Here is a 24,849-nt window from a genome sequence, read left to right as displayed (position 1 = left end):
TACTAAAAACAAAAATCTTTTGGCAAAGTACCATTTTTAATAACTGTTCTTAACCCATGTTTTATAATCCAAGGGTTAACAGGATGCTGTTTATCACGTAATTGCTGTAACCACTGAAAAACGAGTTCTTTATCTTCTTTCGTAATATCGTTAATATGATTGGCTACAGATTTTTGAACATATTTAGAAGGGTCATTCATTAATGGTTCAAGAAGCTGTAAATTGTACTTAAAATCACCTTTTAGAGCTCCTGTTTTTTTAGCCCAAGGAAGCCTTGGTCTTGTACCTTCAGAAACTAATCTCCTAATGTGGCTGTTTTCGTCATGAATCCACTGTTGTAATATGTTTAGTGTATCTTCATGGTATGTTTCAAGAAAGGGCCGAATGGCATATTCAGCAGTATTCCTTTTCGTTATTTCATACATTGCATTGAACGAGGTTTCAAAATCGTAAAGTCCATATTTTTCAACGTATTTTGCAAGAGGCATGTACATATATCCATTTGTAAATGTGCCTACTTCTGTTGTGTTTTCTGGTCCTAATGTTTTCAGTAATATATGTATTGTGGCATTAAAATCTTTTTGTAAAGCATTGTGTAATTCATCTGCCATTACTTCAATACGTTGTTTTAACTCTAAATTTTCAACTTTACAAGCTACAGAATCTACAAAGATGCTTTTAGAGAAACAAGGATCGTGTTTACAAATAGAATCAGCTATTTTTTCTGCTAATTCTTCATTAAATAAAAATTTTAACGGAACATATTTACCCATTTTTTCACCTCGGTGGTCAAATGAAAACAATTTTTATTTTTTAATCGACAATCCATAAACCAAAGTCTCACTCGGAGTCGTAATACTAAAACCTGTCGTCTTATAATCAAGTTTCACCGTATCACCAGTGTAGTCTTTCGTGAATGAATCCATTTGTACGATAAGCTCTGCATCTTCATATACAACATCATCTGCGTTATATGTATCCCAAATTAAATCGACATCAACGAAAATACTACAAGAGTTCGTCATTGTTCCTCTAATGCGAACGATTTTTTTATCTTCAAGTTCGAATCTATGTATAGCTGCTTTTGCTTCATCAGTAATGCGGATGTTCATTGTATCCCAACCTTTATTTATATTTCCTTTATTATTGCAAAAACAGGAGCAATAGGGAAGTAAAGAGGTTTGCAACAAAAAACGAGCAAACAAATTTGTTTGCTCGTTTCACTTTATTTTAGTTCACATTTATCAAGTGGAATCACTTTTGTTTTTTTCGTAAATTTATAACCTAACCATAGTACTAAGAAGAGTGGTAAACCGATGTAAGAAACGAGTACACCGTTCCAATCAATTGCTTCACCCATAAATGCGCCGTAGTTTTGTCCTAAAATTACGATGATACAAAGTGTAAATGCGAAGATTGGACCGAATGGGAACCATTTTGCTCTATATGGTAAGTCATTTAAATCTTTTCCTTGTGCGATATATGCTTTACGGAAACGGTAATGACTAATTGCAATTCCAACCCATGCGATAAAACCAGACATTCCGGATGCGTTTAATAACCAAATGTATACAACACCATCACCGAATAAAGAAGCAATGAAAGCAATACTACCAACAATTGACGTTACGATTAACGCGTTAACAGGTACACCGCGGCTATCTAATTTACCAAGAAACTTTGGTGCTTTTCCTTGGCGTGCTAAATCCCAAAGCATACGAGTTGATGCATACATACCAGAGTTACCAGCAGATAGTACAGCAGTTAAAATAACAGCGTTCATAACAGAAGCAGCAAAGGCAACGCCCGCTTTTTCAAAAATAAGTGTAAACGGACTTACTGTAACATCACTTGCAGCAAGGCTTTCAGTTGTATAAGGAATTAATAAACCGATAACGAGAATCGCAAGGATATAGAATAAAAGAATACGCCAAAAGATTGAACGAATTGCTTTTGGGATATTACGTTCTGGATCAGACGTTTCACCAGCAGCTACTCCTAATAGTTCAGTACCTTGGAATGAGAAACCAGCTGCCATAAATACACCGATAATTGCCATGATACCGCCGTTAAATGGTGCATCTGCAACAGTGAAGTTTTTAAATCCAACCGTTTCACCGCCCATAATTCCAAAAATCATCATGAAACCAACAATTAAAAAGATAATAATCGTAACTACTTTAATAAGTGCGAACCAATATTCAGATTCACCAAACCCTTTAACAGATAAGTAGTTTAAAAGGAAAATAATAGCTAAACATAATCCGCTCCAAATAAGAGAAGGGGTATCTGGGAACCAAAATTTCATAATTAATGTTACGGCTGCAAGTTCAGCAGCAATCGTAATTGCCCAGTTATACCAATAGTTCCATCCAAGTGCAAAGCCAAGTGATGGATCAACAAATTTTGTTGCATACGTGCTAAAAGATCCAGTAACAGGCATGTAAGCTGCAAGTTCAGCTAAGCTTGTCATTAAAAAATAAACCATAATTCCAATTGCGGCGTATGCAATTAATGCGCCACCAGGTCCAGCTGTATGGATGACACCACCGCTGGCAAGAAATAGTCCGGTACCAATTGTACCACCGAGAGAAATCATCGTAAGGTGACGAGATTTTAATCCGCGTTTTAATTCACCTTGTCCTTGTGTAGTTTGCGTTTTAGAGGTAGATTGATTTGTTGCGCTATTCATGTTCAACACTCCTTTTCTTGTAGGTTAGGAAGGAGCGGGGGAGAAAAATACAAAAAACCGTCAAAGGAATTTGGCGGAACGTTTCACAAATAACCACCCCATCATACCCTTCCGTTAAGATAGCACCCCACGTTTACACGGTAATTTTGTAAACGTGACAGTTCTGTTCCTTTCGGAGACAGCCCCAGCTCATATTTCCAGAGAAGAAATATAAACTTCGGCAACTTTTCCTTTCAAACGGAGTCAGCTGACATTCTCTGTGTCTCGTCCGTTTTACTATTAAAAGTCGCAACCTCTACCTCATCGGATTGATGAGGATTTATATATTGCTAAGATTTTTAATATATGGCAATTGTAATGACTTTCTGAATATATTGCAAGATATTTTGTTAGGAAAAGTCAAAAAATATCGGTTATTGTATAGGAAACGCTTGCAAAACTCCACCCGAACCTACTATTATGTAGCAATAAGCAAAGAAAAATTGTTATACAAATGTTTCGCAAAAAATATTGAAAAACCCTCTAAATTAAAAGAAAATTCAGAAAAATATAATTCGACATTCATAATAAAGTCATATTATTTGTTATAATTAGAGTAACGTTTAAGCAAAAGGGGAAATCAAAATGAAATTAGAAACAGAAAGGCTCTATATAGTGCCGTGTACAGAAGAGAGGATTCAAATTGCTAACGAGCAAGGATATAATAGCGGTCCGCATATTGTAGGGCATGTAGAGAATGTAAAACAAGATGTGGCTTTATTACCATGGGGGGCGTGGTATGTTCTTCGGAAAGAAGATGATAGCGTTTTAGGTGATATTGGATTTAAAGGTGGACCAAACGAGAATCAAACAGTGGAAATTGGCTATGGATTTATTGAGAAATATTGGAATGTGGGCTATGCAACAGAAGCTGTAAGAGAACTAATCGATTGGGCTTTCAAAACAGGAGAGGTAGAAACAATAATTGCAGAGACACTTCTAGATAATTATAGTTCGATTCGTGTTTTAGAAAAGTTACATATGAAGAGAGTAAATGCTACAGAAACGATGATTAATTGGAAAATAGAAAAATAAAAAAATAAAAAATACCGCTCTAAATAGGGCGGTATTTTTTATAGTTATGGTAGCATTTGCTTCTGATCATTTGGATACTCAGCTGTTGATGTATTAGGACGATTGGAATGATTTCGAACAGCAATGAAAATAGAAATAATAACGACAAGACCAACTGCAACGTAAGAAAGTGAAATAATAGTTGGATCCACTTTAAATGTAGTAAGCAGTGTACGTATATTCGTAAAGATAATAAGACCGCCAACTAATACCCCAAGTAAATGTGCTGGAACGATACGAACTAACCATGCAGCAATTGGAGCTGCGACAATACCGCCAAGCATTAACGCAAATACCCAAACCCAGCTTACTTGTTCCCAGCCAAGTGAGATGAAGAAGCCAATTGTTGCAGCGAGTGAAACAGGAAATTCACTCGTATCTACAGATCCAATAACTTTTCTAGCTTCATTTCCTCTTGCTAGAAGAACGGGTGTCGTAATCGGCCCCCAACCACCGCCACCAGTTGAATCAACGAATCCAGCGAATAAACCAAGCGGCACAAGTTGTTTTGCAGACATACGCTTATTTGAAGTGACAATTTGTTTTTGAATGATGAATCGTAATAAAATGTAAACCCCTAAAGTGAATAAAAATATGGAAATGTACGGTTTGATCACATCTCCAGGCAAATTACTTAAAAAACATGCCCCAACAAATGCGCCGATTGCCCCAGGTAATGTAAGCCTGGAAACTGTATATTTATCAACGTTTCCAAATTTGATATGAGATGCGCCAGAAGCTGCAGTTGTAACGACTTCAGCTAAATGAACCGATGCGGAAGCTACAGCCGGTGCAATACCAAACATTAATAATAGTGAAGTAGACGTTACCCCATAAGCCATTCCAAGTGCTCCATCGATCAATTGAGCGAAAAATCCAATAATAGCAAAGACAATTAATTTCTGCATAAATAATCCCCCTGTAATAATAAATGAAAAAGACACTTTTCCCGTATGAGAAAAGTGCCTTTGGTTTTTCCAATCAGCAATAATTAAATTTGTTTCATTATAATACATATTAATCGTATAAATCAACTAGGTTTTAAAGTTTTTGAATTGAATGAAAGAAAAATAAAATATACAATAAAAGGATGGAGAGAAAGGGGAGAAAGACATGTTACGATTTGATCATCTCGTTCACACAGTTCATGGTACACCGGAGGAAGCGGCAAAACAAATGCAGGAACTTGGATTTCATACTGTATTAGGCGGAGAGCATACGAACTGGGGTACTTGGAATAGTTTAAGTTATTTTGACTTATCATACATAGAATTTTTAGCAGTTCAACATGAAGAAAAAGCGAAAGAAGCAGAAAATCCATTAGTACAAGAAACAGTGGTGAAACTACAAAATGGAGAAGGAATGCTACAAATCGCAATCCGAACAGATGCAATTGAGGAGCTAGTAGTTAACTTTAAGAAGCACGGCTTACATACGATAGGGCCATTTGAAGGGAAACGCATGAGAAAAGATGGCCGGCTTTTAGAATGGAAAATGTTATTTGTTAAGCAAGAAGAGAACGGACCGAAATTACCTTTCTTTATACAATGGAATGAAACGGACGAAGAAAGAAGAAACGATTTACGTAACATAGGAACAATCACTGAACATAAAAACAAAGTACAACAAATTGAAACGATCCATTATGCAGTGAAAAACGTTCGAGAAACGGTGCGGAAATGGAAAGAAGTAATGAGACTATCTACAAGCTCAGTTGTGAAAAATGAAAAATGGAATGCTGAGTGTCAAAGTGTAGTGTTTGGAAATATTCATGTGCAGTTTTGTGAACCGATTGGAGAAGGGGTTGTGAAAGAACAATTGAACAAGGAAGGTGAATATCCATTTGCAGTAGAGTTTACAGGGGAAGATAAACGAGAGCATGAAGTGCTAGGTAGTTTGTACATATATTAATAGAGGTGAACGTTGTGGAAGAAATGCTTAGAGAGATAGAGAGAAAACTAGAATGGCCTCGTATTGCAAAGTGTACAGCTATTTCAAAAGGTTTTTCACATGAAGAGAAGTATAAAATTGAATTAAAGAATCAAGAAACTTATTTTGCAAAAGTATGTGATGCTGTTCATTTTGAACGTAAACAAGAAGAATATACGTATATGAAACAATTAGAGTCATTACATATTCCAACGCCCAAGTTAATTCATTTCATAATATTTGAGAAATTAAATAAATGTGTTCAAGTATTTGAATGGACCCGAGGTATAAATGGTGAAGAAGGTTTAACGAAGCTATCGGTGGAAGAACAGTATAATGCAGGAAGAAAAGCGGGGGAAGTATTAAAGAGGATTCACTCAATTGAAAGAGAAAGTGCAAGTAATAAATGGGAAACATCTAGATGGAATAAATACGAAAGATACATAGAGGCACTAGCAGATTACGAGGTGAATTTTCTGGATTTGAAGCCAGTATTAACCTTTGTAGAGAATCATAAAGATTTATTGAAAAATCGTCCAATAAGATTTTTACATGATGACTTCCATCCAGCAAATAGTATGATTCATAATAAGGAGTTTATCGTTATTGATTTTGGTGGATATGATTTTGGCGATCCAATACACGATTTTTATAATGTAGCGATTTTTACTACAAGAATAAGTAAACCATTTGCGGTTGGACAAGTTCACGGTTATTGCGGAGGCGAACCATCGCTTCATTTTTGGAAACTGTATTCGTTATATGCAGCAATGACATTCCCAGCTGATATCGTATGGACGAACCGAAGTACGCCGCATTTAGTAGATGATATGAAGGAAAGATTAAACGGAATTTTAGAAGAGCATAATCATTTTTCATCTTATATTCCAAAATGGTGTCAATCACAACATGTAGATATAATAAATGATAAATAATGGAGGGATTCATATGGATAAAATAGCGATAATTTCAGATATACATGGTAATATTCCAGCTTTAGAATCTGTGCTACAAGACATTAAATTAAGAGGAATCGAGCGCATTATTTGTCTTGGAGATTTAGTAGGAAAAGGACCTCATTCCAGTGAAGCAATTGAAATCATTCGTAAAGAATGTGAAGTAGTCGTAATGGGAAACTGGGATGATTTTATTACAAAGCCGACTGAATTTGAAGCATTAAAATGGCATCAAAAACAATTATCAGAAGAACAAAATGACTATTTAAGAAGCTTACCATTTTCAATCGAGTTTTATATGAGTGGAAAACTCATTCGTATGTTCCACGCTTCACCGAGAAGTTTGTATGAAAGAATTCAACCACACGCTTCAAGAGAAGAGCGTATTAGTATGTTCGAAAATAGTGATTTGACTGAAAATATAGAAGGGGAAAGAAAACCAGATGTCGTTTGTTACGGTGACGTTCACCAAGCGTTCGTTCAAAATTTCAGAGGGAAAACGTTATGTAATGCCGGTAGCGTAGGAAACCCACTTGAAATAACACAAGCTTCCTATTTAATATTTGAAGGAACTTACAATGAAAAAGAAGCAGCGAGCTTTTCTATTCAACTTGTACGAGTACCGTATGATATTGAATTAGCTATCAGACTAGCAGAAGAACTCGAAATGCCAGAAATTGCAGAATACAAACAAGAGTTACGGACTGCATTGTATCGAGGATTTAAGGGGAAATAAGGAGAAATATAAATCAATATTTGTTGTTTGTAATTATGTTATGTAGACTAATTACAGGGGAGAATATCATAAGGGGAGATATTAGATGGATAAAAAAGAGAATCCGAACGATTGGCCTGTATGGGCGAATGAGTCAGTAGAGATAGTTAGTGCAAATTCTGATTGGCAAGATAAAGGCCGATGTGAAGAACAGCAACTATATGAACTGCTTGCTCCTCTCGGTATAAGCAAAGTAATACATATAGGAAGTACATCCATACCTGATTTACCTGCAAAACCTATCATTGATCTAATGGCTGAAATAGACTCATTTGAAAGAGTACTAGATATTTCAGCTACATTGGCCATATATAATTGGCATTATGTAAGCCCAGAATTAGATGAAAGACCTTGGAGAAGGTTCTTTGTGAAAGTTAAGAATAATAGGCGTGTAGCTCACCTGCATTTGATGGCTAAAGGAACTGAGAGATGGGAGCAACAACTTTTATTTCGCAACCGCTTACGAGAAAATCCACAATTAGTTTATGAGTATTCAAATCTTAAACAAGATTTAGCTAAAAAATTTAAACAAGATAGAGAAGCATACACAAAAGCTAAAACAGAATTTATTAAACAAGTTCTAAAATGATATAACCTTGGATTGTAACTACGTTTGAATACAAAAGAAAAAACAAACTTTATTTTATAACTTAAACTTACATGAAAGGCATGTAAACAAAGTGATAGACTGCGATGTTTTAATGTATTTCCTTTTATTTATTAGGATAAATTATATATAATTGAATCAAGTTCATATAAGGATAGGCAATTACAGGGGATAAGGCGAAAATATGTTAAAAAACGAAAAAAGGGGACAAGAAATATAATGAATGAAGTACTAGAACTAAAAGAAGAACTACTACAAATTAAAAATAACAATTATGCTGTACCAGAAGACGTAGATGCATATCCATATGCGCAGTGGATGTTAGATTATATCGGATCACCTGATGCTGAACTGCGTGATGATTTGATATATAGTACGCTTCACAAATGGATTACAAATGATGTATTTAGACAAAAAGAATTACGAGGATTAATGCTGCAAGCAATTAGCCCTGATTATTTATTTTATAAAATTGGTGAAAAGGGAACAGACTCTGTTTTTAAACGTGCATTCTCCGTATTAATTCCACCACTTATTTTATCTGTTCATGAAAGAGAACCACTGTTATCTGAAGAACAACTGTACAGTGTGGCAGAACAAGTGCTGGAATATGTATATTTAGAAGAAGATGTAAGAGGCTACGTAGAAGAAAAAGGCTGGGCACACTCTACTGCACATGCAGCAGATGCGCTCGATGCTTTAGCACGTACAATCCAAAATCGTGAGTTCTCATATGCAATACTAGCTGCCGTTCGTCAGAAGGTACGCTTACATGACTACGTATACATTCACTTTGAGGATGAGAGATTAGTAGCACCAATTATGTCGTTACGTAACCAAAATCTTTTAACTGAAGAAGAGTGGAGCAACTGGTTACATAGTATAGCAACTGTTGAAGACATCCGACATCCGCAGCATGCTATTTTAGTACAAAATATTAGAGCTTTCTTAAGAAGTTTATATTTTAGAGTTTTAGAGACAGAGGGTAATACAGCCTTTACAGATGATGTATTGGAGACTTTGAAAGGGTTGCGTAGGTATTAAAAATACGTTTTTCTAAGAGAAAAGTACATAAAACCACTACATCCCAACCATACTAATAAAATGTGTTGGAGGTGAGTTTTATGGATAAAAAAGACTTTGAAAAAGTTTATAATGATTACTTACATCAAGGAGATGAACGAGCTCAATTTGAAATAGGCCATGAAGTCAATTCAGGAGCAGAACAAATTGTTGCCGTTCGTAAAAATGATGAAGGTGATTTAATTGCTTTTAAAACAAGCAGCGGGAGAGAGTTAGATTATATGACTGCTCTTAATGAAGCAAAATCAGGGAAGTTAGCTCATGTGGACGTATTTCATAAGTATGGTAGAGATATTATACGTAGTGAACCGGATGGTATAAAGGAAAATAACTTAGATAATTTACCTTCATTTTAAAAGGGTAAACCTCAAGAAGAGAATGTTCATTTGGATATTCTCTTCTTTTCTTTCTCTACAAATAGAAGGTTTATTTCTGAAGTGCAATCATACTTTTAAAGAGCACTCTAAATTTCTCTTTATCTTCTGCTGTAAATGGTTTCGGTCCCTTTGTACGCTTACCGCTTTTTCGAACCATTGCACTTAAATATCTTGTTTGTAACAATTGCTCAATGTTTTCATTCGTATACTTATAGCCTTTATGATGTAGTACGATACAGCCTTTTGCTAAAGCGAGCGAAGCAAGACCGTAATCTTGCGTTACGATTAAATCTTCTTTTTTTGCTAACTGCATAATTCGGTAATCTGCAGCATCTGCTCCAGAATCAACATAAATTGTTTCTACACCTTTTGGTTGCTGAGCATTAGAATAATGAGAAAAGCTAGTAACGAGGGTTACAGGGATTTCTGCATTCGTAGCCTCTAAAATAATCACATCTTTTACAGGACAAGCATCTGCATCAACGTAGATTTTCATTTTATCACTCCTAAAACTAGGTTCGTGTTGATAATAATGGTAGATTTTTCTTTTGTCAAACGAGAAAGCTTTATGTAAAGTTATTTTCCACAAACCAAAATAGCTTCACGCAAACGAGAAATACCTTCCTCAATTTGATTAATATTCACTTTTCCATAAGATAAACGAATATAACCATCTTTCGCACCAAAAATACTACCTGGCATAAATGCGATTTCTTGTTTTAAACTTTGCATAATGAGTTGTTTTTCGTTTATAGGTTCTTTTAATTTCCCCCAAATGTATATACCGCCGGTCGGGTTTGAAAAAGAGATTTTATCGTGAAGTTGCTCGTTTAGGGCGTGGACGATAACGTCTCTTTTTTCTGCTAGTTGTTTTCGTAACGGTACGATATGCGACTGAAATGGTACAGTTTCAAAAAATTGTTGCATAAGCCACTGTGGGAAAATGCTCATACCTAATTCCATTTGGTGCCTTGCGTCGGATAACCGTTCGACTACAGACTGCGGAGCGACAAGCCAACCAACTCGTAAGCCTGGTGCAATCATTTTTGATAAGGAATGTACATAAATGACAGTTCCATTTTCATCAATTGATTTCAAAGTAGGGCAAGGTTGTTTCTTTTCTAGCGTAAGTAAACTAGAAGGATCATCTTCAACAATCGCAATTCGTAAGTCTGCGCAAAGTGATAACAGTTTTTTTCTACGGTTTGGATGAAGCATTGTTCCCGTAGGATTTTGGAAGTTTGGATTTAAAAAGATCATTTTTATACGATGCTTTCTATATAATTCTTGCACATCGTCTGGGTTAATACCGTGTTCATCGACAGGTAAAGGGAAAATACGAATACCTGCTGATTGGAATAACGGTAAGGAATAACAGTGTGAAGGACTTTCGAAAGCGACTGCATCACCGGGATTTAATAAACATTGTACGATAAGGTGAAGTGCTTGCTGTGCGCCAGATGTAATCATAATGGATTGCTCAGTCGCTTCAACTTTTAAATATTCCTTCATATATTTTACTACCGCTTGTCTTAGCGGGAGATAGCCTTGCGGATGATCATAACTTAATGAATGTGTTAACGGTTGTTCTCGTAAAATCGTTTGTAGTTGATCGTGCGGATAGAGGTTACAACCGAGCTCTCCGTTTGCGAAATCAATGATATTTTCATTTTGTTGTACTTCCGCACGAATATGGCGAAGTAACGGTAAGTTTGGTAAAAAAGTACCACCTTCTACGAAATTTCTCCAGTTCGGCGTTAATGTTGGAGAGACGCCCCACATATGTGTACTTACACGTGTCCCTTTACCAGTCGTACTTTCTACAATCCCCATAGCACGTAGTTCATTATAAGCAGTCGTTACTGTACTTCGGTTTACATTTAACTGCATAGCTAATTTCCGTTCGGAAGGGAGGAAGCTACCAGGTGGAAGTTCTCCGTATGTAATACGCTTTTCAATAAAGTCAACAACTTGCTGATAAATAGGGATTTTACTGTCGTTATCTAGCTTCCATTCCATACAAACGCCTCCGCATCTCTTATATGCATTAAGTATAACAAATTGGCTGGGTAAAAAAACAGCCAATTGGACGGTGTTATATCCAGCCAATTTTACTATGCTAAATATGGAAGGGGAGATTCGGATGAAAAGATGGCAAATGGAATGGATCCTAGTATCAGTAGCGTTAGTATGGGGAGCAAATTATACAATAGGAAAGTATGGCGTGGCATTTATGTCATCCATTCAATTTAATAGTTTACGATTTTTAGTAGCATCACCGGTATTATTACTTATTACATTTTTAATGGAACGCTCATTACGTATTGAAAGAAAAGATTGGTTACGATTACTAGCGGTCGGCATCGTTGGAACGACAATGTATCAAACGATGTTTATGTTATCTGTGAAATATACTTCAGCAACGAATGCCTCATTATTAATTGCGATGTCACCTATTTTTACAGGGATATTAGCAGTATTGCACAAACAAGAACGCTTTTCGATGAAAGTACAAATTGGTTCAATAGTAGCATTTATTGGTGCAGCATTCGTTTTATTAACAGGACATACAGGAGGAGCTACTTACGAGTATGCGTGGCTCGGAAATATAATTGGATTAGTAGCAGCAATTGCGTGGGGATGGTATCCAATTTTAGCACAACCTCTCATTACAAAATACTCCGCAATGAGAGTCACATCATGGTCTACTTTAATTGGAATTGTACCTCTCGTTATATACTGTTTATTCAACGTAAACACATTAACGTGGCCAGTAGATATGCCAAGCTGGGGTTCATTAGCATATTCAATCATCTTTGCGACCATCTTCGGACTAGCAATGTGGTATGTCGGTATTAGTAAAATCGGTTCAACGAAAGTAATGGTTTATATGTATCTCGTACCATTATTCGCAGTTATCTTTGCGGCAGTAACAATTGGAGAGCAAATTAATATGATGCAACTCGTTGGTGGACTTATTATATTTATCGGCTTATATGTTGTAAAAAAAGGCGGAATCAAAAAGCCAGCTCTCAATTTGAAAAAAGTAAGTTAGTAGTAAAAAAAGATCACTTTCATATAGAAGGAGATCTTTTTTTGTTTCGTAATAAAAGCGCTTGTTCAATGGCCCATTTTTGATGATCATGAATGAGAAGCTCTACAGCATGTAAAGGAGACATCCACTTTAAAATATGATCCTCTTCACACTTATCAGTTTGTTTCTGTACCATGTTCGCTATATAAAAGAACCCATCGTTTAAATAATATGTATCTTCCTTTTCCGCATAAAAATATCGCGCTGCATTACCGATATACTGATCAATTTCAACTGTCCATCCTAATTCCTCTAGTAGTTCACGATGTAAGCATTCATCTTTTGTTTCGGTACCTTCCATACCACCGCCGGGTAAAAAGTAGCATTTTCCTTTTTGGATAATAGCAATCTTTGAAGAAGTTGAATTAAAAATAATTGCATAACAACTAGGTCGTAATACATATTGCTCAGTAGGCTTTTTATAGCCAAAAGTAAGTTTAGATATCATAAAACACGTCACCTTTCTATAAAATACATAAAAGGAATAATAAGGTAAAAATAGAATTATATAAGTATAATCTTAATGGATTGGAGTGGTAACAACATGATAAATCGAAAATGTTCAAGGTGTAAAGAAATAACAGGTACATTGCATGGTGGTAAAAAAATTAAGGAAGAATTTTTATGTGAGGATTGTATGCAAAAAGGAATTGCGAGCGGGGAAATCGAATTATCACAAGTGGAGAAAGAACAAACTTCTTATCTTTCTATAAAAATATTAAAAATAATGAGTGTTATTTATTTAATCGTATCTATTATAACAGCTTTTTCTGCTGGATCACTTATACAAGATCCAGGGTTTGGTGGCGTATCATTTTCAATAACAGGTGCGATTGTTGTTATGATACTTGGATCGATATTCCAGTCGGTTCTTGTATTTTCTGGTATTTGGGTATTCATTCTATTAGTAGAAACCGTCATTAAAATTTATGAAAAAATGAAGTGAGTGAGAGGGAGAAACATATGCGAGTAAGAAACATCCAAGGGGAAGATTATGTAAAGATTCATTCTATTTTAAATGATTGGTGGGGCGGGAGAGACATGACTCCCATGTTGCCAAAGTTATTCTTCGTTCATTTTCAAGAAACGAGCTTTATCATTGAAGAAGAGGGAGAAACGTTAGGTTTCTTATGCGGATTCTTCTCACAAACACATAAAGAGGAAGCGTACGTTCATTTTATCGGTGTAAATCCGAAGTATAGAAGAAGAGGAATTGCATCGACATTGTATTCGTATTTCTTTGATGTCGCACGTGCAAATAACCGTAAAGTTATAAAAGCAATCACGTCACCGGTTAATAAAAAATCGATACAGTTTCATAGGGAGATTGGCTTTCAAATTGAAGCTGGTGATGATGAGATAGAAGGTGTATCGGTACATACAAATTATGATGGGAATGGCGGTAGTAGAGTTTTATTTTTGAAACATGTGTAAAAGTAGGCTAGCGTGAAGTTAGCCTTTTTGTTGTGAGGAGGTATTAGTATGGAAAATAAACAAAGTAGAAATGAGTATGTAAGACGCATACATACAGTTCAAGATTATATAGAATCCAACATAGACAGTCCACTATCCATTGAAGAGCTAGCGGATATAGCAGGATTCTCAAAGTTTCATTTTCATCGAATTTTTAAGGGAATAGTAGACGAATCATTATCTAGGTATGTAAACCGATTAAAGTTAGAAAGGGCAACAAATCTACTTACATATCGCACAGATATAACGATTACAGATATTGCGTATCACTTCGGGTTCACCGATTCGGCAGTTTTCTCCCGTACATTTAAAAATTATTACGGAGTAAGTCCGTCTCAATATCGAAATCACAATAGCAAGAATTGCAAAGACGTAAGGGGAATTTCTCAATACAATGAATGTAAGAAGGTTCGAGGAAATGTTGAAATTGTAACAGCGGACGATATAAACATCGCATACATAAGACATATCGGTACATATGAGGAGTTAACTATAGCTTTTCCAGAAATGATAGAGAAATTATTTCATTACGTAGCGGAGCAAAACTATCATGTATTTGAGGATACGAAAGTATTAACCATTTACCACGATCATCATGAGTTTACTGAGGACCATCATTTAAGAACAAGTTTATGTATAACAATTCCAGATGAATCCGCAGCAGAAAAGAACGACATAGGAATAATGGTAATAACTTCAGGCAAGTATGCAGTAGGGCATTTTGAAATATTCCAAGATGAATATAAAGGAGCATGGGACTTTATATACGGTGAGTGGCTGCCAAATAGCGGATACAAACCAAGAGATTCGTATCCTTTTGAAGTATATAAAAATGATCCCAAGCAGCATCCCAAGCATAAACATATAGTTGATATATATGTACCTATCGAACCTTTTTAATCATAGGTTAAAGGGGAAAGAATAATGAAAACTGCTGAAAAGTTAGATCAAATTATAAAAGAAGAATATAAAAATATGAATGGTATGTTAGTAGTGCAGAAAGAGAATGTTATTTTTGAAAAATATTATAACGGACACGGTCCAGATGATGCATTTCATGTAGCGTCAGTTACAAAAACGATAATCTCTGTGTTAATTGGGATATGTATAGATAAGGGCTATATAAAAAGCGTTGATCAAAAAGTAATAGAGTTTTTCCCTGAATATAAACCTAAGGCATCTGAAATAACAGTGCGACACCTCCTTACAATGACAGCACCATATCCTTTTACGGATTGGCAGGAACCGTTAGAAGAACTATGTACACAACCAGACTGGGTACAGTATACACTTAATAGAATGGGGAACGGCGGAGAAATCGGATCTTTTAAGTATTCATCTGCAGGAGTGCATGTACTATCCGCCATTATTACGAGTGTAACAGGAAAAAGTGCGCGTGAATTTGCGAATGAATACTTATTTCAGCCACTCGACATGAGAGAAATTCCAAAATACAATATGAAAGCATTTGGATTTGATGACTTATTCGGAAAAGATGTAAAGGGATGGGTCCATGATCCAAATGGTATTTCGACGGGCGGATGGGGACTAACGTTAACGGTTAGGGATATGAATAAGTTTGGGAGTTTGTATTTAAACGAAGGTGCTTATAATGGAAAACAAATACTATCAAAATCATGGATAAAAGAATCGACAGAAATGAACCAAAATCAATATGGTTACTTATGGTGGTTACGAGAAGAAGAGGATGTCTATTCATATTGTGCAATGGGTGATGGTGGGAATATGATTTGTTGTATTCCAAAAAAGGATTTGGTTGTAGTAATTGCGTCTGAAATTATACCGAATGCAGGGGATAGATGGAAGTTAATTAAAGAGTGCATACTTCCTTATTTAAAAGATTAATATGGGTATTTTTATAAAAATAAGAATGAAGGGTTTAGTTAAACTTGTTTTGTTCTCCATGATAGAAAAAAGTGTGGTGTTAACAAAGTTATGTAACTAAGATTATAAAACTTCAACACCTATACGATTATTAAATAATTGCAAGGTGTTGAAGTGCTTTTTAATCTATTAAAGCTGCTTTCAACTAAAAGAAGAAACATCTTTTTTCTTAGCTGTTTAACTATTTTTTAACTTTGTGAAGTATAAGATACATCGTGCCCAGCACAATTGCTAGTAAGGTAAATTTAATTAATTCTATTAGGCTGGCATCCCACTTGTTCTGTATTACATCTGTTAAATAAAACACATTAAACATACCATGTAAAATTGCGGGTGATATTACAGAACCGCCATATTCTCTCGTGTATGTTAAAATTATAGATAATATAAATAATAAAGAGAGATAACTTAATATTCCTACAAGCTGAAACTCATAGTTTTTATAAAAGATTGCTATTGGTAAATGCCATGAAGACCAAAGAGAAGCTATAATAATAGCTGTTTGCATGAATGAACATTTTTTTCGTAAATAGTAATGAAAATTCCCTCGCCAAATAATCTCTTCTAATAATGCAGATAAAGATCCAACTGTAAGACCAACGAGCAAGAGAAATCCTAATTCATTCCAATGATGATATAAGAACTTTATATCATAAATATAAAAATAAAAATGGAGACATAGCCCTAGAAGTAGTGAGAATAATATGGAGAAAATTAGTGTTTTTATTTTTGGACGTGAAATTCCAAGTGTATGAACTATTTTTTGTTTCTTATATAATGTTTGATATGAAATAACTGCTAAAAGTGGAACAACCATTGTAAACCCCAAATAATTACGACCATTTTCTATGTTCAGCAAGATGATATATACAAGTGATGTGAGAAAATAAATACATAATGTTGAATGATAAACTATGTGTTTATTAATATTTTTCACCTGCCTAAGTATGTATAAGTGGTTAATCGAATATCCGATATTTTAATTATATATGAAATGGAAATCGACAGAATGAATATTTCCATATTATTGTTTTTAAAATAGAAAAAGTGTCGAAATTACATATATTGAACTTGTAGAAAAAATTAAATTATCCCCCGTAACTTTTCACAACAAAAAATCGTTAAACAAAAGAAAGGATTTTCAATCACGAATGGGGGAGAGCTATGAAGATTCTAATTCTAGGTGGTACACGTTTTTTAGGAAGAGCTTTCGTAGAAGAGGCTTTAAAAAGAGGGCATGAAGTTACATTATTTAACCGCGGAACAAACAAAGAAGTTTTTCCTGAAGTGGAGCAGCTTATCGGTGACAGAAATGATGATGTATCAAGTTTAGAAAATCGAAAATGGGACGTTGTCGTGGATACGTGTGGGTTTTCTCCGCATCACATCAGAAATGTTGGAGAAGTACTGAAAGATAATATTGAACACTATATATTCATCTCAAGTCTTTCCGTATATAAAGACTGGATTTCGCATGAAATAAAAGAAGACTATATATTACAACCTGAACCAACGAATGAGCAAATAAAGGCTGTAGAGAATGGTGAAATATCGCCTTATGAGCATTATGGTGCGCTTAAAGTATTATGTGAAAAAGAGGCAGAGAAGTATTGGCCGGGGCGTGTTTTACACGTAAGAGCAGGACTTCTTTCAGGAATGTTTGATTATACAGATCGACTAACATACTGGATTCAGCGTGTAGCAAAAGGAGGTAAAGTGTTAGTTCCAGGAAGAAAAACCCGTCCAGTGCAGATAGTTGATATAAAAGATGTCGCAAACTGGGGACTAAACATGGCAGAAAACAATAAAGCAGGTACATTCAACATAACAGGTCCGAATGATGAATTGACGATGGAAGAACTATTAAATACGTGTAAAAAGGTTACGAATAGCGGTGCTGAATTCGTTTGGGTCGATGAATCATTTATGAATAAGAATAAAGTACAGCCATGGACAGAAATGCCATTATGGCTTCCAGAAACTTTGGCATTAGAAGGTGAAACGAAGCCGTGGAAAGGTGGATTTTCAATTAGTATTGCAAGTGCTGTTAAAGAAGGACTTACTTTTAGAAGTTTAGAACATACAGTTACAGATGTGTATAAGTGGATGAAGAGTGTGGAGAAATGGGAATTAAAAGCAGGGATTTCAGGGGAAAGGGAGAAGGAATTGTTAGAAAAGTGGTATCAATAAATTAGATGAGTCCTTTGAATATACTTGATTGCACATAAGGAGGAGAAAAGGTGATGTGGAAAAACATCCATTCACAGTATCTCATCAAACTTAAGCTTGAAAAATCCGGCTACGAAGGAGGAACTTACTGATATACAACAATGTTTACATTTGGAGTTACCGAATGATTTATATCAATTATTACAAGAAACAAACGGTATAGAAGGTGAGTACGGGGATTTTATATGGTCTACTTCAAAAATTAAAACTGAAAATGTGAATATGAGAAATATAGCTGATTTTAAGGATCTATATATGCCTTTTGACTGTTTATTATTTTTTGCTGATGGCGGAAATGGTGATTTGTTTGGCTATTCCATTTTGAATGGAAAAGTGCAAAGAGATAATATATATGTATGGAATCATGAAAATGATAGTAGAACGTGGGTTGCTCCTTCTTTAAAGACTTTTATGGAGTGGTGGGAGAGTGGAAAGATAACAATTTAAACATAGTATGAAGAAAAAACGCCTTGTTACTAAAGAAACTAGGTGTTTTTCGTATATAAATTTATAACTCAATTGGTTCTTCCCCGTACATTTCCCACAGCTTAGAAAACATATTTTTCAGTCCTTCTTCGTCATCCTCATCCTAGTCTAACTTGATATCAACTTCCTCAAATTTTTCTTCTATTTCAAACTCTTTCGCTTTCACACTATCAGTTGTGCCAATTTTTCTGTGAAACACAACGAAGTCTTTATCGTGTATTAGCTAGTAGCAAGACCTCCACCTCAAAATCCGGCTAATACAAGGAAGGCCCGTATAAATAAGTTGTATTAATTACATTATTAGATTGTGTTTGTAACTATATTTTGGGAATTTTCTGTTGATTTAAAATATGCGATAGTATATATTGTATATAAAGTATATATACAATATTTTTCAAAAGAGGTATTTGCATGCAAATCATTATTAACAACACTTCAAAGGAACCCATTTACGAACAAATCGGACTCCAAATAAAAAAACTTATTTTACTAGGTGATTTAAAACAAGGAGATGCCCTTCCTTCAATGCGTCAGTTAGCAAAAGATTTACGAGTAAGTATTATTACAACGAAAAGAGCATATGAAGAACTGGAAAAAGACGGTTTTATTAATTCAATTGTCGGAAGAGGGTCCTTTGTAGCAGAACAAAACATTGAAACTATGAAAGAAGAAAAATTAAAAACAGTTGAAGAAAAGTTATGTGAAGCGATTCAAAATGCTAAGCAAATGGATGTTTCTTTAAATGAACTAAAAGAAATGCTTACAATTTTATACGAGGAGGAAAACTCTTGGAAAACGTAATAGAACTTCAAAATGTCAGTAAATCTTTTAAAGGGTTTCAAATAAACAATTTTTCGATGGAAGTAAAAAAAGGATTTGTTACGGGTTTTATTGGAGGAAATGGATCAGGTAAATCTACAACGATTAAAATGATTATGAATCTAATAAACCCGGATAGTGGAAACGTCTCCTTATTTGGCATGAACTATTCGACTGATGCGAAACGAATTAAAGAAAGAATTGGTTTCGTTTATGACGATAATGTGTTTTATGATGAACTCACATTAAAGGAAATTACTAAAATTATTGCGCCTGCTTATAAAAAATGGGATTTTAACCAATTTACATATTATAAAGATCTGTTCGAATTACCATTAAATAAAAAAATGAAAACATTCTCCAAAGGAATGAAAATGAAAGCCTCTCTCGCAATTGCCCTTTCACATCATGCTGAACTAATTATTATGGATGAACCTACATCTGGACTTGATCCTGTATTCAGAAGAGAATTATTGGATGTTCTACAAAATATTATGCAGGATGGAGAGAAAACTATCTTTTTCTCATCACATATTACAACGGATTTAGACCGCATTGCCGATTATATTACATTTATTCAAAATGGGAAGCATATTTTCACAAAAGATATTTATGCCATTGCAGAGGATTATGTTTTAGTCAAAGGACCACTAGATTTGTTAAAGTTTGATATTGCGCGTGAATTTATTTCTGTACGTAAGGCAAATACAGGTTTCGAGGGATTGATTGAAAATGCACATTCTATCGAGAACTTATTTGATAAGGATGTGGTGATTGAAAAACCAAGTTTAGAGGATATTATGTATTTCATGAAAAAGGGGGATTCAAGATGCTTAATTTAATTAAAAAGGATTTGATTTTACAAAAAACTTTCTTGCCTGCTTATCTCTTATTTCTAGTTACCTATTTGTGGGCCGGCATGGATGTAGCATATGTCATAATCATTTGTAGTGCCGTTTTTGTAATTAACACATATCAATCTGATGATAAAGATAATGCTAATATTTTAGTAAACTCATTACCGTATACTAGGAAGGAAATTATAAGTTCAAAATACGTTGGAACCTTACTTTTTACAATAGTAATCATCCCATTTTGTTTAGTTGGAAAATATTTTATTTTAGACAGCATGGAATTTCAACTTTCCTTAGAAAGTTACATACTAGGTTTCTTGGCAGTCATGCTGATAACAGCATTTTACATCCCATTTTTTGTTGCATTTAAAGTGAAAACACTTGTACCAGTTTTTATATTTTTATCTATTGGAGTTATATATTTAATGCGAAATACTCCGTATTTATTAAATAAATATGCTAATGGCGTACTGACCTTTTTAAAAGAGATTTCAGATTTGAAATTATTTCTTTTATTTGCTGTCATAGCAGTGGGGTGCTATGGGGTTTCATGGATATTATCTATTCGTATCTATCAGAACAAGGCTCTTTAATAGCAAATTCTAAAAGGAGGATGGTTTAAATGACATCAAAAAAAGAGCGCCCTAGTCGAATACGAAATTGGCTGAAAACTATTGGAGCATTTTTCGTTATGCAACTAATTTTTATCATCCTTGATATGAATTCGTGGATACCGAACTTCAAGGAAGGAGGAGTTGGGGATCGTCTCGTTAATTCAGAGTTCTTTACGGAATGGTTCGCTCCTTATAAAACAAAGCAATTTAATGTACTAACGGCAGTTATGGCTATTTTATTATTCCTAAATGTAGTAACAAGTGCAATAAAAGACGCTTTTTCTACAAAAAGAATTAATTAGCACATAAGTTGACCTTGCGTCTTTTTAATAATGTCTTAACTATATTTAAAAACAACAGGAAAAAGATAAAAACTCCACTTATCACTTATTGATGTTTCACTTTATCTTTACAATGATTCCTTGGGAATTATTTGATTTTTCAGTTTTGTGTATTGATAGAGATGCATTCGTCCCCCATACTGCTTCCGAAGTGTGCGCAGTAATTGTGACATATGTATTTATACTTGTGATGACAAATGATATGTATTGTTTTTGGAAAGTTCGAAAATTATTGAACGAACTAGAGAAATTTAGTAATCTTATTTGTACAGCACATACATATTAGTTTTGTAATGTTCGATATTTAAAAAATATGTAAGGGGGAATGGGTGTGGATCTTACGTTTAAAGTTGAGGAAACATGTTTTAATTACCGAGTCGGAGCAATTTGTAAACAAGGTAATAAACTCCTTATATTGCAAGGTAACGGTGAAGATTTTTGGTATGTACCAGGTGGACGAGTGAAAATGCTAGAAAATAGTGAAGATGCGTTAAAACGAGAGCTTGCAGAAGAAATAGGTGTTCCTATTAAAGGGAAGAGATTAATATGGTCAGTAGAAAATTTCTTTACACTTTTTGAGCGAAAGTTTCATGAAATTAGTTTTTATTATGAAGTAGTGCTACATGAGTTACCTGCAAGTGGAGCGAATCAATATATTTTGGAAGAAGAGGGTAGGTAGAACGTATTTGTTTAAGTGGGTGCCAGTAGAAGAGTTAGAGGCATATAATTTACAGCCCGCGTTTATAAAAGAAAAAGTAAAGGATATAGCAGTTCATACAGAGCATATTGTATTACAAGATTAAATGTATTCGGAGGGGAAAACGATGAAGGGGACTAAAAAAGAAATACATATAAATGACAAAGTAATTCATTACACACATATCGAAAAAGGTTCCAGTACGGTTTGCTTTATGTTCTCAGGTTCAGGCTACAATTATGATAAACCATTATTTTATTATGCAACGATGTTAATGCTTGAACATAAAATTGATGTTGTACATATCCATTATTCTTATGATGGACAATTAATGAATCAACCAATGGAAGAAGTAACGAAAATAATGATGGATGATATTAATCCCGTAATAAATGAAGTGTTTAAAAATGAACAATACAGCAAATCGATGTTTTTAGGGAAATCACTCGGAACAATTCCAATTGCGAATGATTTAATGAAGAGAGTAGAGTTTTTACAGTCGAAAATGATATTAATGACGCCGTTACTGACGTTTGATACGATTTTTGGTTCTATCTTACATAGTAATCATGAAGGGCTTTTAGTAATTGGAGAGAAAGATCACCAATATAATGCAGGTCAAATGGATCAGTTACATAAAACGAATTTACAGATAGAAGTTGTCAAAAATGCAAATCATTCTGTAAATGTTGGGGAATTTGAAACAGAGAATTCAATTGAAGCGATAGCGAAAATAATAGAGAAACTTAAAGAAGTTGTTAGGGAAAACTAACTTATCAATACATGCAAAAAGAGGTGCGAATTGCACCTCTTTTACTTTAATAAGCCTTCAACACATGAAGCAAATAATCCTTCCGATTCAGTGGATTATAATCAACACGTTTTCGAGTAGGGAAGGGAGGTTTCAGCTTTGTGAAACCAGATGGCTTCGTTGTAAATATACCTTCTCCTTCTGTAAAGGAATGAAGCATTCTTTTAAAATTCTCTGTTTTTGCAACAGGTAACGCTCCTGTTAATTGGTAAGAATCATTATATAATATAGGCTCTGCAAAAGTTGCTGGAATAGCAGCAAGCTTATACATTGCGGTACTAATTGCCTGCTCCGGTACAGTTAATTCAAACTCATTAACTGGTTCATATACATATGTTTCAGCTTGTTTTAAAGCATCCATTAAAACGAGCGGTGTTAAGTTTCTAAAGTCACTCGCTGTTGTAACAGGACTAGCATAACCGGTATGTGTAAGTGTGACGGAAATGTCCGTAACTTCCCATCCGTATAAACCTTGTTTTAACGTTTGAAATACTGTATCTTCAATTGCTTTATGAAATGCTAAAGGTAGTGATCCAAGCTCAACACCTAAGTTATACGTTATGCCAGAGTTAAGTTCACCACGTTCAATTTTAAAACCAATAGTTGCGTAAAATGGATTCTCTTTTTCACCCATTACTTCAACGTTATTACCTACGCCAATTGGTTTCTCAATACATACAACTCGCGTATTTGAAAAAGTAACCTGCAAATTATATTTCTCAAAAAGAGTCGTTTCAATTACTTCTTTTTGTACTTCACCGAAAAGGCGAATATATAGTTCATTATGCACATCATCTTTCCACACTTGAATGAGTGGATCTTCTTCGCATAGTTCCATAAGAGCAGCGTACAAATCATGAATTCGTTCCATAGGTACCGCATCAATAGCAGCTTCCATTTGTGGTTCGGCAAAGTGAATATCTTTTATATAATCCGTCCGTTCACCAAGAATATCACCAATTTTAATATCACTCAGTCCCCACACTTTACAAAAATCACCGCTTGGAACGGTAGAAGTTTGAACGGCATCTCCATTATGAAATAGGCACATTTTTTTAATCTTTTCCTTATGCGGTAGAGACTCTCCACGCTGTATATCCACATATTTTCTGACGTGTAAACTACCTGAAAAAAGTCTTACATAAGCAATCTTTTCTCCGGAAGATTCACGTTCAATTTTAAAAACAACACCGGATAATATTTCATTTTCTGCCGATTTATTAGCTGGAAATAAGGCTGAAATATTTTTGAGCAATTCAGTTACTCCTATACCTGTCATTGCTGAACCGAAAAAGATAGGATACACATTTGCTTGCTGTATTTGTTTTTCTAGTTCTTTTCTTAATAGTGCGTCCGTTACGATTTCGTTATTTACATATGACTCAAGTAATGATTCATTATAAGGTGCTAATCGTTCAATACAATCGTCATATGATTTATATTCAATAATACGAGCTTCCTTTGTTCCTTCGTTTTGGGCAGAGTAAAAGGGGAATGCTTCATTTGAAAGAATCGTTTTTATTTGCTTTATGACCTTTTCACTATTTGCGCCACTACGATCAATTTTATTAACAAATAAAATAGTCGGTATGTTTAGTTTCTGTAATGTTCGCATTAAAATTTTTGTTTGTGCTTGCACACCTTCAACGGCAGAAATCACTAAGATTGCGCCGTCTAAAACGCTGAATGATCGCTCCACTTCAGCGATAAAATCAGCGTGTCCAGGTGTATCAATGACATTTACTTTTACATCATCAATAAGGAAAGAAACGACAGATGCTTTAATCGTAATTCCGCGCTGTCTTTCTAATTCCATTGAGTCAGTTTGCGTGCTTCCACTATCAACTCGGCCAACTTCTTTAATCACATTCGTTTCATAAAGAATACGCTCAGTCAAACTCGTCTTGCCAGCGTCTACGTGCGCGACAATCCCTATATTTATTGTTGTCATATATAAATATCCTCATTTCATTTTCCATTTTCATTTCCTCATT

Annotated in this window: 28 protein-coding genes, 2 pseudogenes and 1 riboswitch; of the genes and pseudogenes, 20 read left to right on the top strand and 10 right to left on the bottom strand. The window is 34.7% G+C overall.

The annotated features are described in order from the left end of the window. Positions 1–2 precede the first annotated feature (2 nt). The 3 genes from MR170_RS09220 to MR170_RS09210 form a co-directional block, all read right to left on the bottom strand. Positions 3–773, bottom strand: a complete 771-nt coding sequence (locus MR170_RS09220; protein ID WP_242308033.1) for a DNA alkylation repair protein — start codon at positions 771–773, stop codon at positions 3–5. Between the two features lie 33 nt (positions 774–806). Then, positions 807–1,112, bottom strand: a complete 306-nt coding sequence (locus tag MR170_RS09215; protein ID WP_242308032.1) for an iron-sulfur cluster biosynthesis family protein — start codon at positions 1,110–1,112, stop codon at positions 807–809. Positions 1,113–1,225: 113 nt separating this feature from the next. Beyond that, positions 1,226–2,692 carry an amino acid permease gene (locus tag MR170_RS09210; RefSeq protein WP_001083396.1) on the bottom strand — a complete coding sequence of 489 codons (1,467 nt, stop codon included), beginning with the start codon at positions 2,690–2,692 and terminating at the stop codon, positions 1,226–1,228. Positions 2,693–2,804: 112 nt separating this feature from the next. Beyond that, positions 2,805–2,998: riboswitch (Lysine riboswitch) on the bottom strand. Positions 2,999–3,316: 318 nt separating this feature from the next. On the opposite strand from MR170_RS09210, the gene MR170_RS09205 reads away from it, so the two are divergent. After that, positions 3,317–3,766: a GNAT family N-acetyltransferase gene (locus tag MR170_RS09205; protein WP_242308026.1), complete on the top strand. Its 450-nt coding sequence runs from the start codon at positions 3,317–3,319 to the stop codon at positions 3,764–3,766. Positions 3,767–3,810: 44 nt separating this feature from the next. Here the strand turns inward: MR170_RS09205 and MR170_RS09200 are convergent, their stop codons facing one another. After that, positions 3,811–4,713 (bottom strand): sulfite exporter TauE/SafE family protein, encoded by a 903-nt coding sequence (locus MR170_RS09200; RefSeq protein ID WP_098640458.1) that lies wholly within the window; start codon positions 4,711–4,713, stop codon positions 3,811–3,813. Positions 4,714–4,918: 205 nt separating this feature from the next. Between MR170_RS09200 and MR170_RS09195 the strand changes: the two genes are divergently transcribed. The 6 genes from MR170_RS09195 (at position 4,919) to MR170_RS09170 (ending at position 9,511) form a co-directional block, all read left to right on the top strand. Then, on the top strand, positions 4,919–5,716 hold the full coding sequence (locus MR170_RS09195; protein WP_242308024.1) for a VOC family protein: 798 nt from the start codon (positions 4,919–4,921) through the stop codon (positions 5,714–5,716). Between the two features lie 14 nt (positions 5,717–5,730). Next, on the top strand, positions 5,731–6,669 hold the full coding sequence (locus tag MR170_RS09190; protein ID WP_242308022.1) for an aminoglycoside phosphotransferase family protein: 939 nt from the start codon (positions 5,731–5,733) through the stop codon (positions 6,667–6,669). Between the two features lie 13 nt (positions 6,670–6,682). Then, positions 6,683–7,426: a metallophosphoesterase family protein gene (locus MR170_RS09185; protein WP_050844133.1), complete on the top strand. Its 744-nt coding sequence runs from the start codon at positions 6,683–6,685 to the stop codon at positions 7,424–7,426. An 85-nt stretch (positions 7,427–7,511) separates the two neighbouring features. Beyond that, positions 7,512–8,054 (top strand): GrpB family protein, encoded by a 543-nt coding sequence (locus MR170_RS09180; RefSeq protein ID WP_242308020.1) that lies wholly within the window; start codon positions 7,512–7,514, stop codon positions 8,052–8,054. 237 nt (positions 8,055–8,291) lie between these two features. Beyond that, entirely contained in the window at positions 8,292–9,116 is an 825-nt protein-coding gene (locus MR170_RS09175; protein ID WP_029442692.1) for a DUF2785 domain-containing protein, read from the top strand. Positions 9,117–9,196: 80 nt separating this feature from the next. Beyond that, positions 9,197–9,511, top strand: a complete 315-nt coding sequence (locus MR170_RS09170; RefSeq protein WP_016081097.1) for a DUF3892 domain-containing protein — start codon at positions 9,197–9,199, stop codon at positions 9,509–9,511. A gap of 70 nt (positions 9,512–9,581) precedes the next feature. On the opposite strand, the gene MR170_RS09165 is transcribed toward MR170_RS09170, so the two are convergent. Then, positions 9,582–10,028, bottom strand: coding sequence for a YaiI/YqxD family protein (locus tag MR170_RS09165; protein WP_043937000.1), 447 nt, complete (start codon positions 10,026–10,028; stop codon positions 9,582–9,584). 80 nt (positions 10,029–10,108) lie between these two features. Beyond that, the gene (gene pdxR, locus MR170_RS09160; RefSeq protein WP_242308018.1) at positions 10,109–11,551 is read right to left on the bottom strand and encodes a MocR-like pyridoxine biosynthesis transcription factor PdxR; all 1,443 of its coding nucleotides are present in this window, start codon (positions 11,549–11,551) and stop codon (positions 10,109–10,111) included. 124 nt (positions 11,552–11,675) lie between these two features. Here pdxR and MR170_RS09155 point away from each other — a divergent pair, with 124 nt between their 5' ends. Beyond that, positions 11,676–12,587 (top strand): DMT family transporter, encoded by a 912-nt coding sequence (locus MR170_RS09155; protein WP_242308016.1) that lies wholly within the window; start codon positions 11,676–11,678, stop codon positions 12,585–12,587. 19 nt (positions 12,588–12,606) lie between these two features. Here MR170_RS09155 and MR170_RS09150 read toward each other — a convergent pair whose 3' ends face one another. After that, the gene (locus tag MR170_RS09150; protein ID WP_242308014.1) at positions 12,607–13,074 is read right to left on the bottom strand and encodes an NUDIX hydrolase; all 468 of its coding nucleotides are present in this window, start codon (positions 13,072–13,074) and stop codon (positions 12,607–12,609) included. Between the two features lie 96 nt (positions 13,075–13,170). On the opposite strand from MR170_RS09150, the gene MR170_RS09145 reads away from it, so the two are divergent. The 4 genes from MR170_RS09145 to MR170_RS09130 are packed head-to-tail and all read left to right on the top strand — an operon-like array spanning position 13,171 to position 15,965. Continuing rightward, positions 13,171–13,572 carry a DUF3980 domain-containing protein gene (locus MR170_RS09145; protein ID WP_242308012.1) on the top strand — a complete coding sequence of 134 codons (402 nt, stop codon included), beginning with the start codon at positions 13,171–13,173 and terminating at the stop codon, positions 13,570–13,572. A 17-nt stretch (positions 13,573–13,589) separates the two neighbouring features. Beyond that, positions 13,590–14,060, top strand: a complete 471-nt coding sequence (locus MR170_RS09140) for a GNAT family N-acetyltransferase (protein WP_242308009.1) — start codon at positions 13,590–13,592, stop codon at positions 14,058–14,060. Positions 14,061–14,108: 48 nt separating this feature from the next. Then, positions 14,109–14,999: an AraC family transcriptional regulator gene (locus MR170_RS09135; RefSeq protein WP_242308006.1), complete on the top strand. Its 891-nt coding sequence runs from the start codon at positions 14,109–14,111 to the stop codon at positions 14,997–14,999. A 24-nt stretch (positions 15,000–15,023) separates the two neighbouring features. After that, positions 15,024–15,965: a serine hydrolase domain-containing protein gene (locus tag MR170_RS09130; RefSeq protein WP_242308004.1), complete on the top strand. Its 942-nt coding sequence runs from the start codon at positions 15,024–15,026 to the stop codon at positions 15,963–15,965. 220 nt (positions 15,966–16,185) lie between these two features. Here MR170_RS09130 and MR170_RS09125 read toward each other — a convergent pair whose 3' ends face one another. Continuing rightward, complete coding sequence (locus MR170_RS09125) at positions 16,186–16,941, bottom strand: CPBP family intramembrane glutamic endopeptidase (protein WP_242308002.1); 756 nt, start codon at positions 16,939–16,941, stop codon at positions 16,186–16,188. A gap of 227 nt (positions 16,942–17,168) precedes the next feature. Between MR170_RS09125 and MR170_RS09120 the strand changes: the two genes are divergently transcribed. Together MR170_RS09120 and MR170_RS09115 are read left to right on the top strand one after the other, a co-directional pair. Continuing rightward, complete coding sequence (locus tag MR170_RS09120) at positions 17,169–18,194, top strand: SDR family oxidoreductase (RefSeq protein WP_242308000.1); 1,026 nt, start codon at positions 17,169–17,171, stop codon at positions 18,192–18,194. 96 nt (positions 18,195–18,290) lie between these two features. After that, positions 18,291–18,680: an SMI1/KNR4 family protein gene (locus tag MR170_RS09115; RefSeq protein WP_242307998.1), complete on the top strand. Its 390-nt coding sequence runs from the start codon at positions 18,291–18,293 to the stop codon at positions 18,678–18,680. Between the two features lie 61 nt (positions 18,681–18,741). Here the strand turns inward: MR170_RS09115 and MR170_RS32680 are convergent. After that, positions 18,742–18,828: pseudogene (locus tag MR170_RS32680) on the bottom strand (DUF4240 domain-containing protein); the annotation flags it as partial. A 302-nt stretch (positions 18,829–19,130) separates the two neighbouring features. Here MR170_RS32680 and MR170_RS09110 point away from each other — a divergent pair. The 6 genes and pseudogenes from MR170_RS09110 (at position 19,131) to MR170_RS09085 (ending at position 22,816) form a co-directional block, all read left to right on the top strand. Then, entirely contained in the window at positions 19,131–19,520 is a 390-nt protein-coding gene (locus MR170_RS09110) for a GntR family transcriptional regulator (protein WP_099683616.1), read from the top strand. Next, positions 19,508–20,380, top strand: coding sequence for an ABC transporter ATP-binding protein (locus MR170_RS09105; RefSeq protein WP_242307996.1), 873 nt, complete (start codon positions 19,508–19,510; stop codon positions 20,378–20,380). The genes MR170_RS09110 and MR170_RS09105 overlap by 13 nt, the downstream gene beginning before the upstream one ends. After that, complete coding sequence (locus tag MR170_RS09100) at positions 20,368–20,985, top strand: ABC-2 transporter permease (protein WP_006927587.1); 618 nt, start codon at positions 20,368–20,370, stop codon at positions 20,983–20,985. Before MR170_RS09105 ends, MR170_RS09100 begins: the two co-directional genes overlap by 13 nt. A gap of 29 nt (positions 20,986–21,014) precedes the next feature. Next, positions 21,015–21,308 carry a YfzA family protein gene (locus MR170_RS09095; RefSeq protein ID WP_098650528.1) on the top strand — a complete coding sequence of 98 codons (294 nt, stop codon included), beginning with the start codon at positions 21,015–21,017 and terminating at the stop codon, positions 21,306–21,308. A gap of 370 nt (positions 21,309–21,678) precedes the next feature. Further along, positions 21,679–22,150 (top strand): annotated as a pseudogene (locus tag MR170_RS09090) (NUDIX hydrolase). Then, positions 22,151–22,816 (top strand): alpha/beta hydrolase, encoded by a 666-nt coding sequence (locus MR170_RS09085; protein WP_242307995.1) that lies wholly within the window; start codon positions 22,151–22,153, stop codon positions 22,814–22,816. It begins immediately after the preceding pseudogene. A 46-nt stretch (positions 22,817–22,862) separates the two neighbouring features. Here the strand turns inward: MR170_RS09085 and MR170_RS09080 are convergent, their stop codons facing one another. Further along, positions 22,863–24,806: a GTP-binding protein gene (locus MR170_RS09080; RefSeq protein WP_242307994.1), complete on the bottom strand. Its 1,944-nt coding sequence runs from the start codon at positions 24,804–24,806 to the stop codon at positions 22,863–22,865. Between the last annotated feature and the right edge of the window lie 43 nt (positions 24,807–24,849).

Origin of the sequence: Bacillus cereus group sp. BfR-BA-01524, assembly GCF_022662595.1 — a bacterium.
Lineage (GTDB): Bacteria > Bacillota > Bacilli > Bacillales > Bacillaceae_G > Bacillus_A > Bacillus_A thuringiensis_S.
Note: the sequence above shows the minus strand (reverse complement) of the source record. Positions and strands in the feature narration are given on the sequence as shown.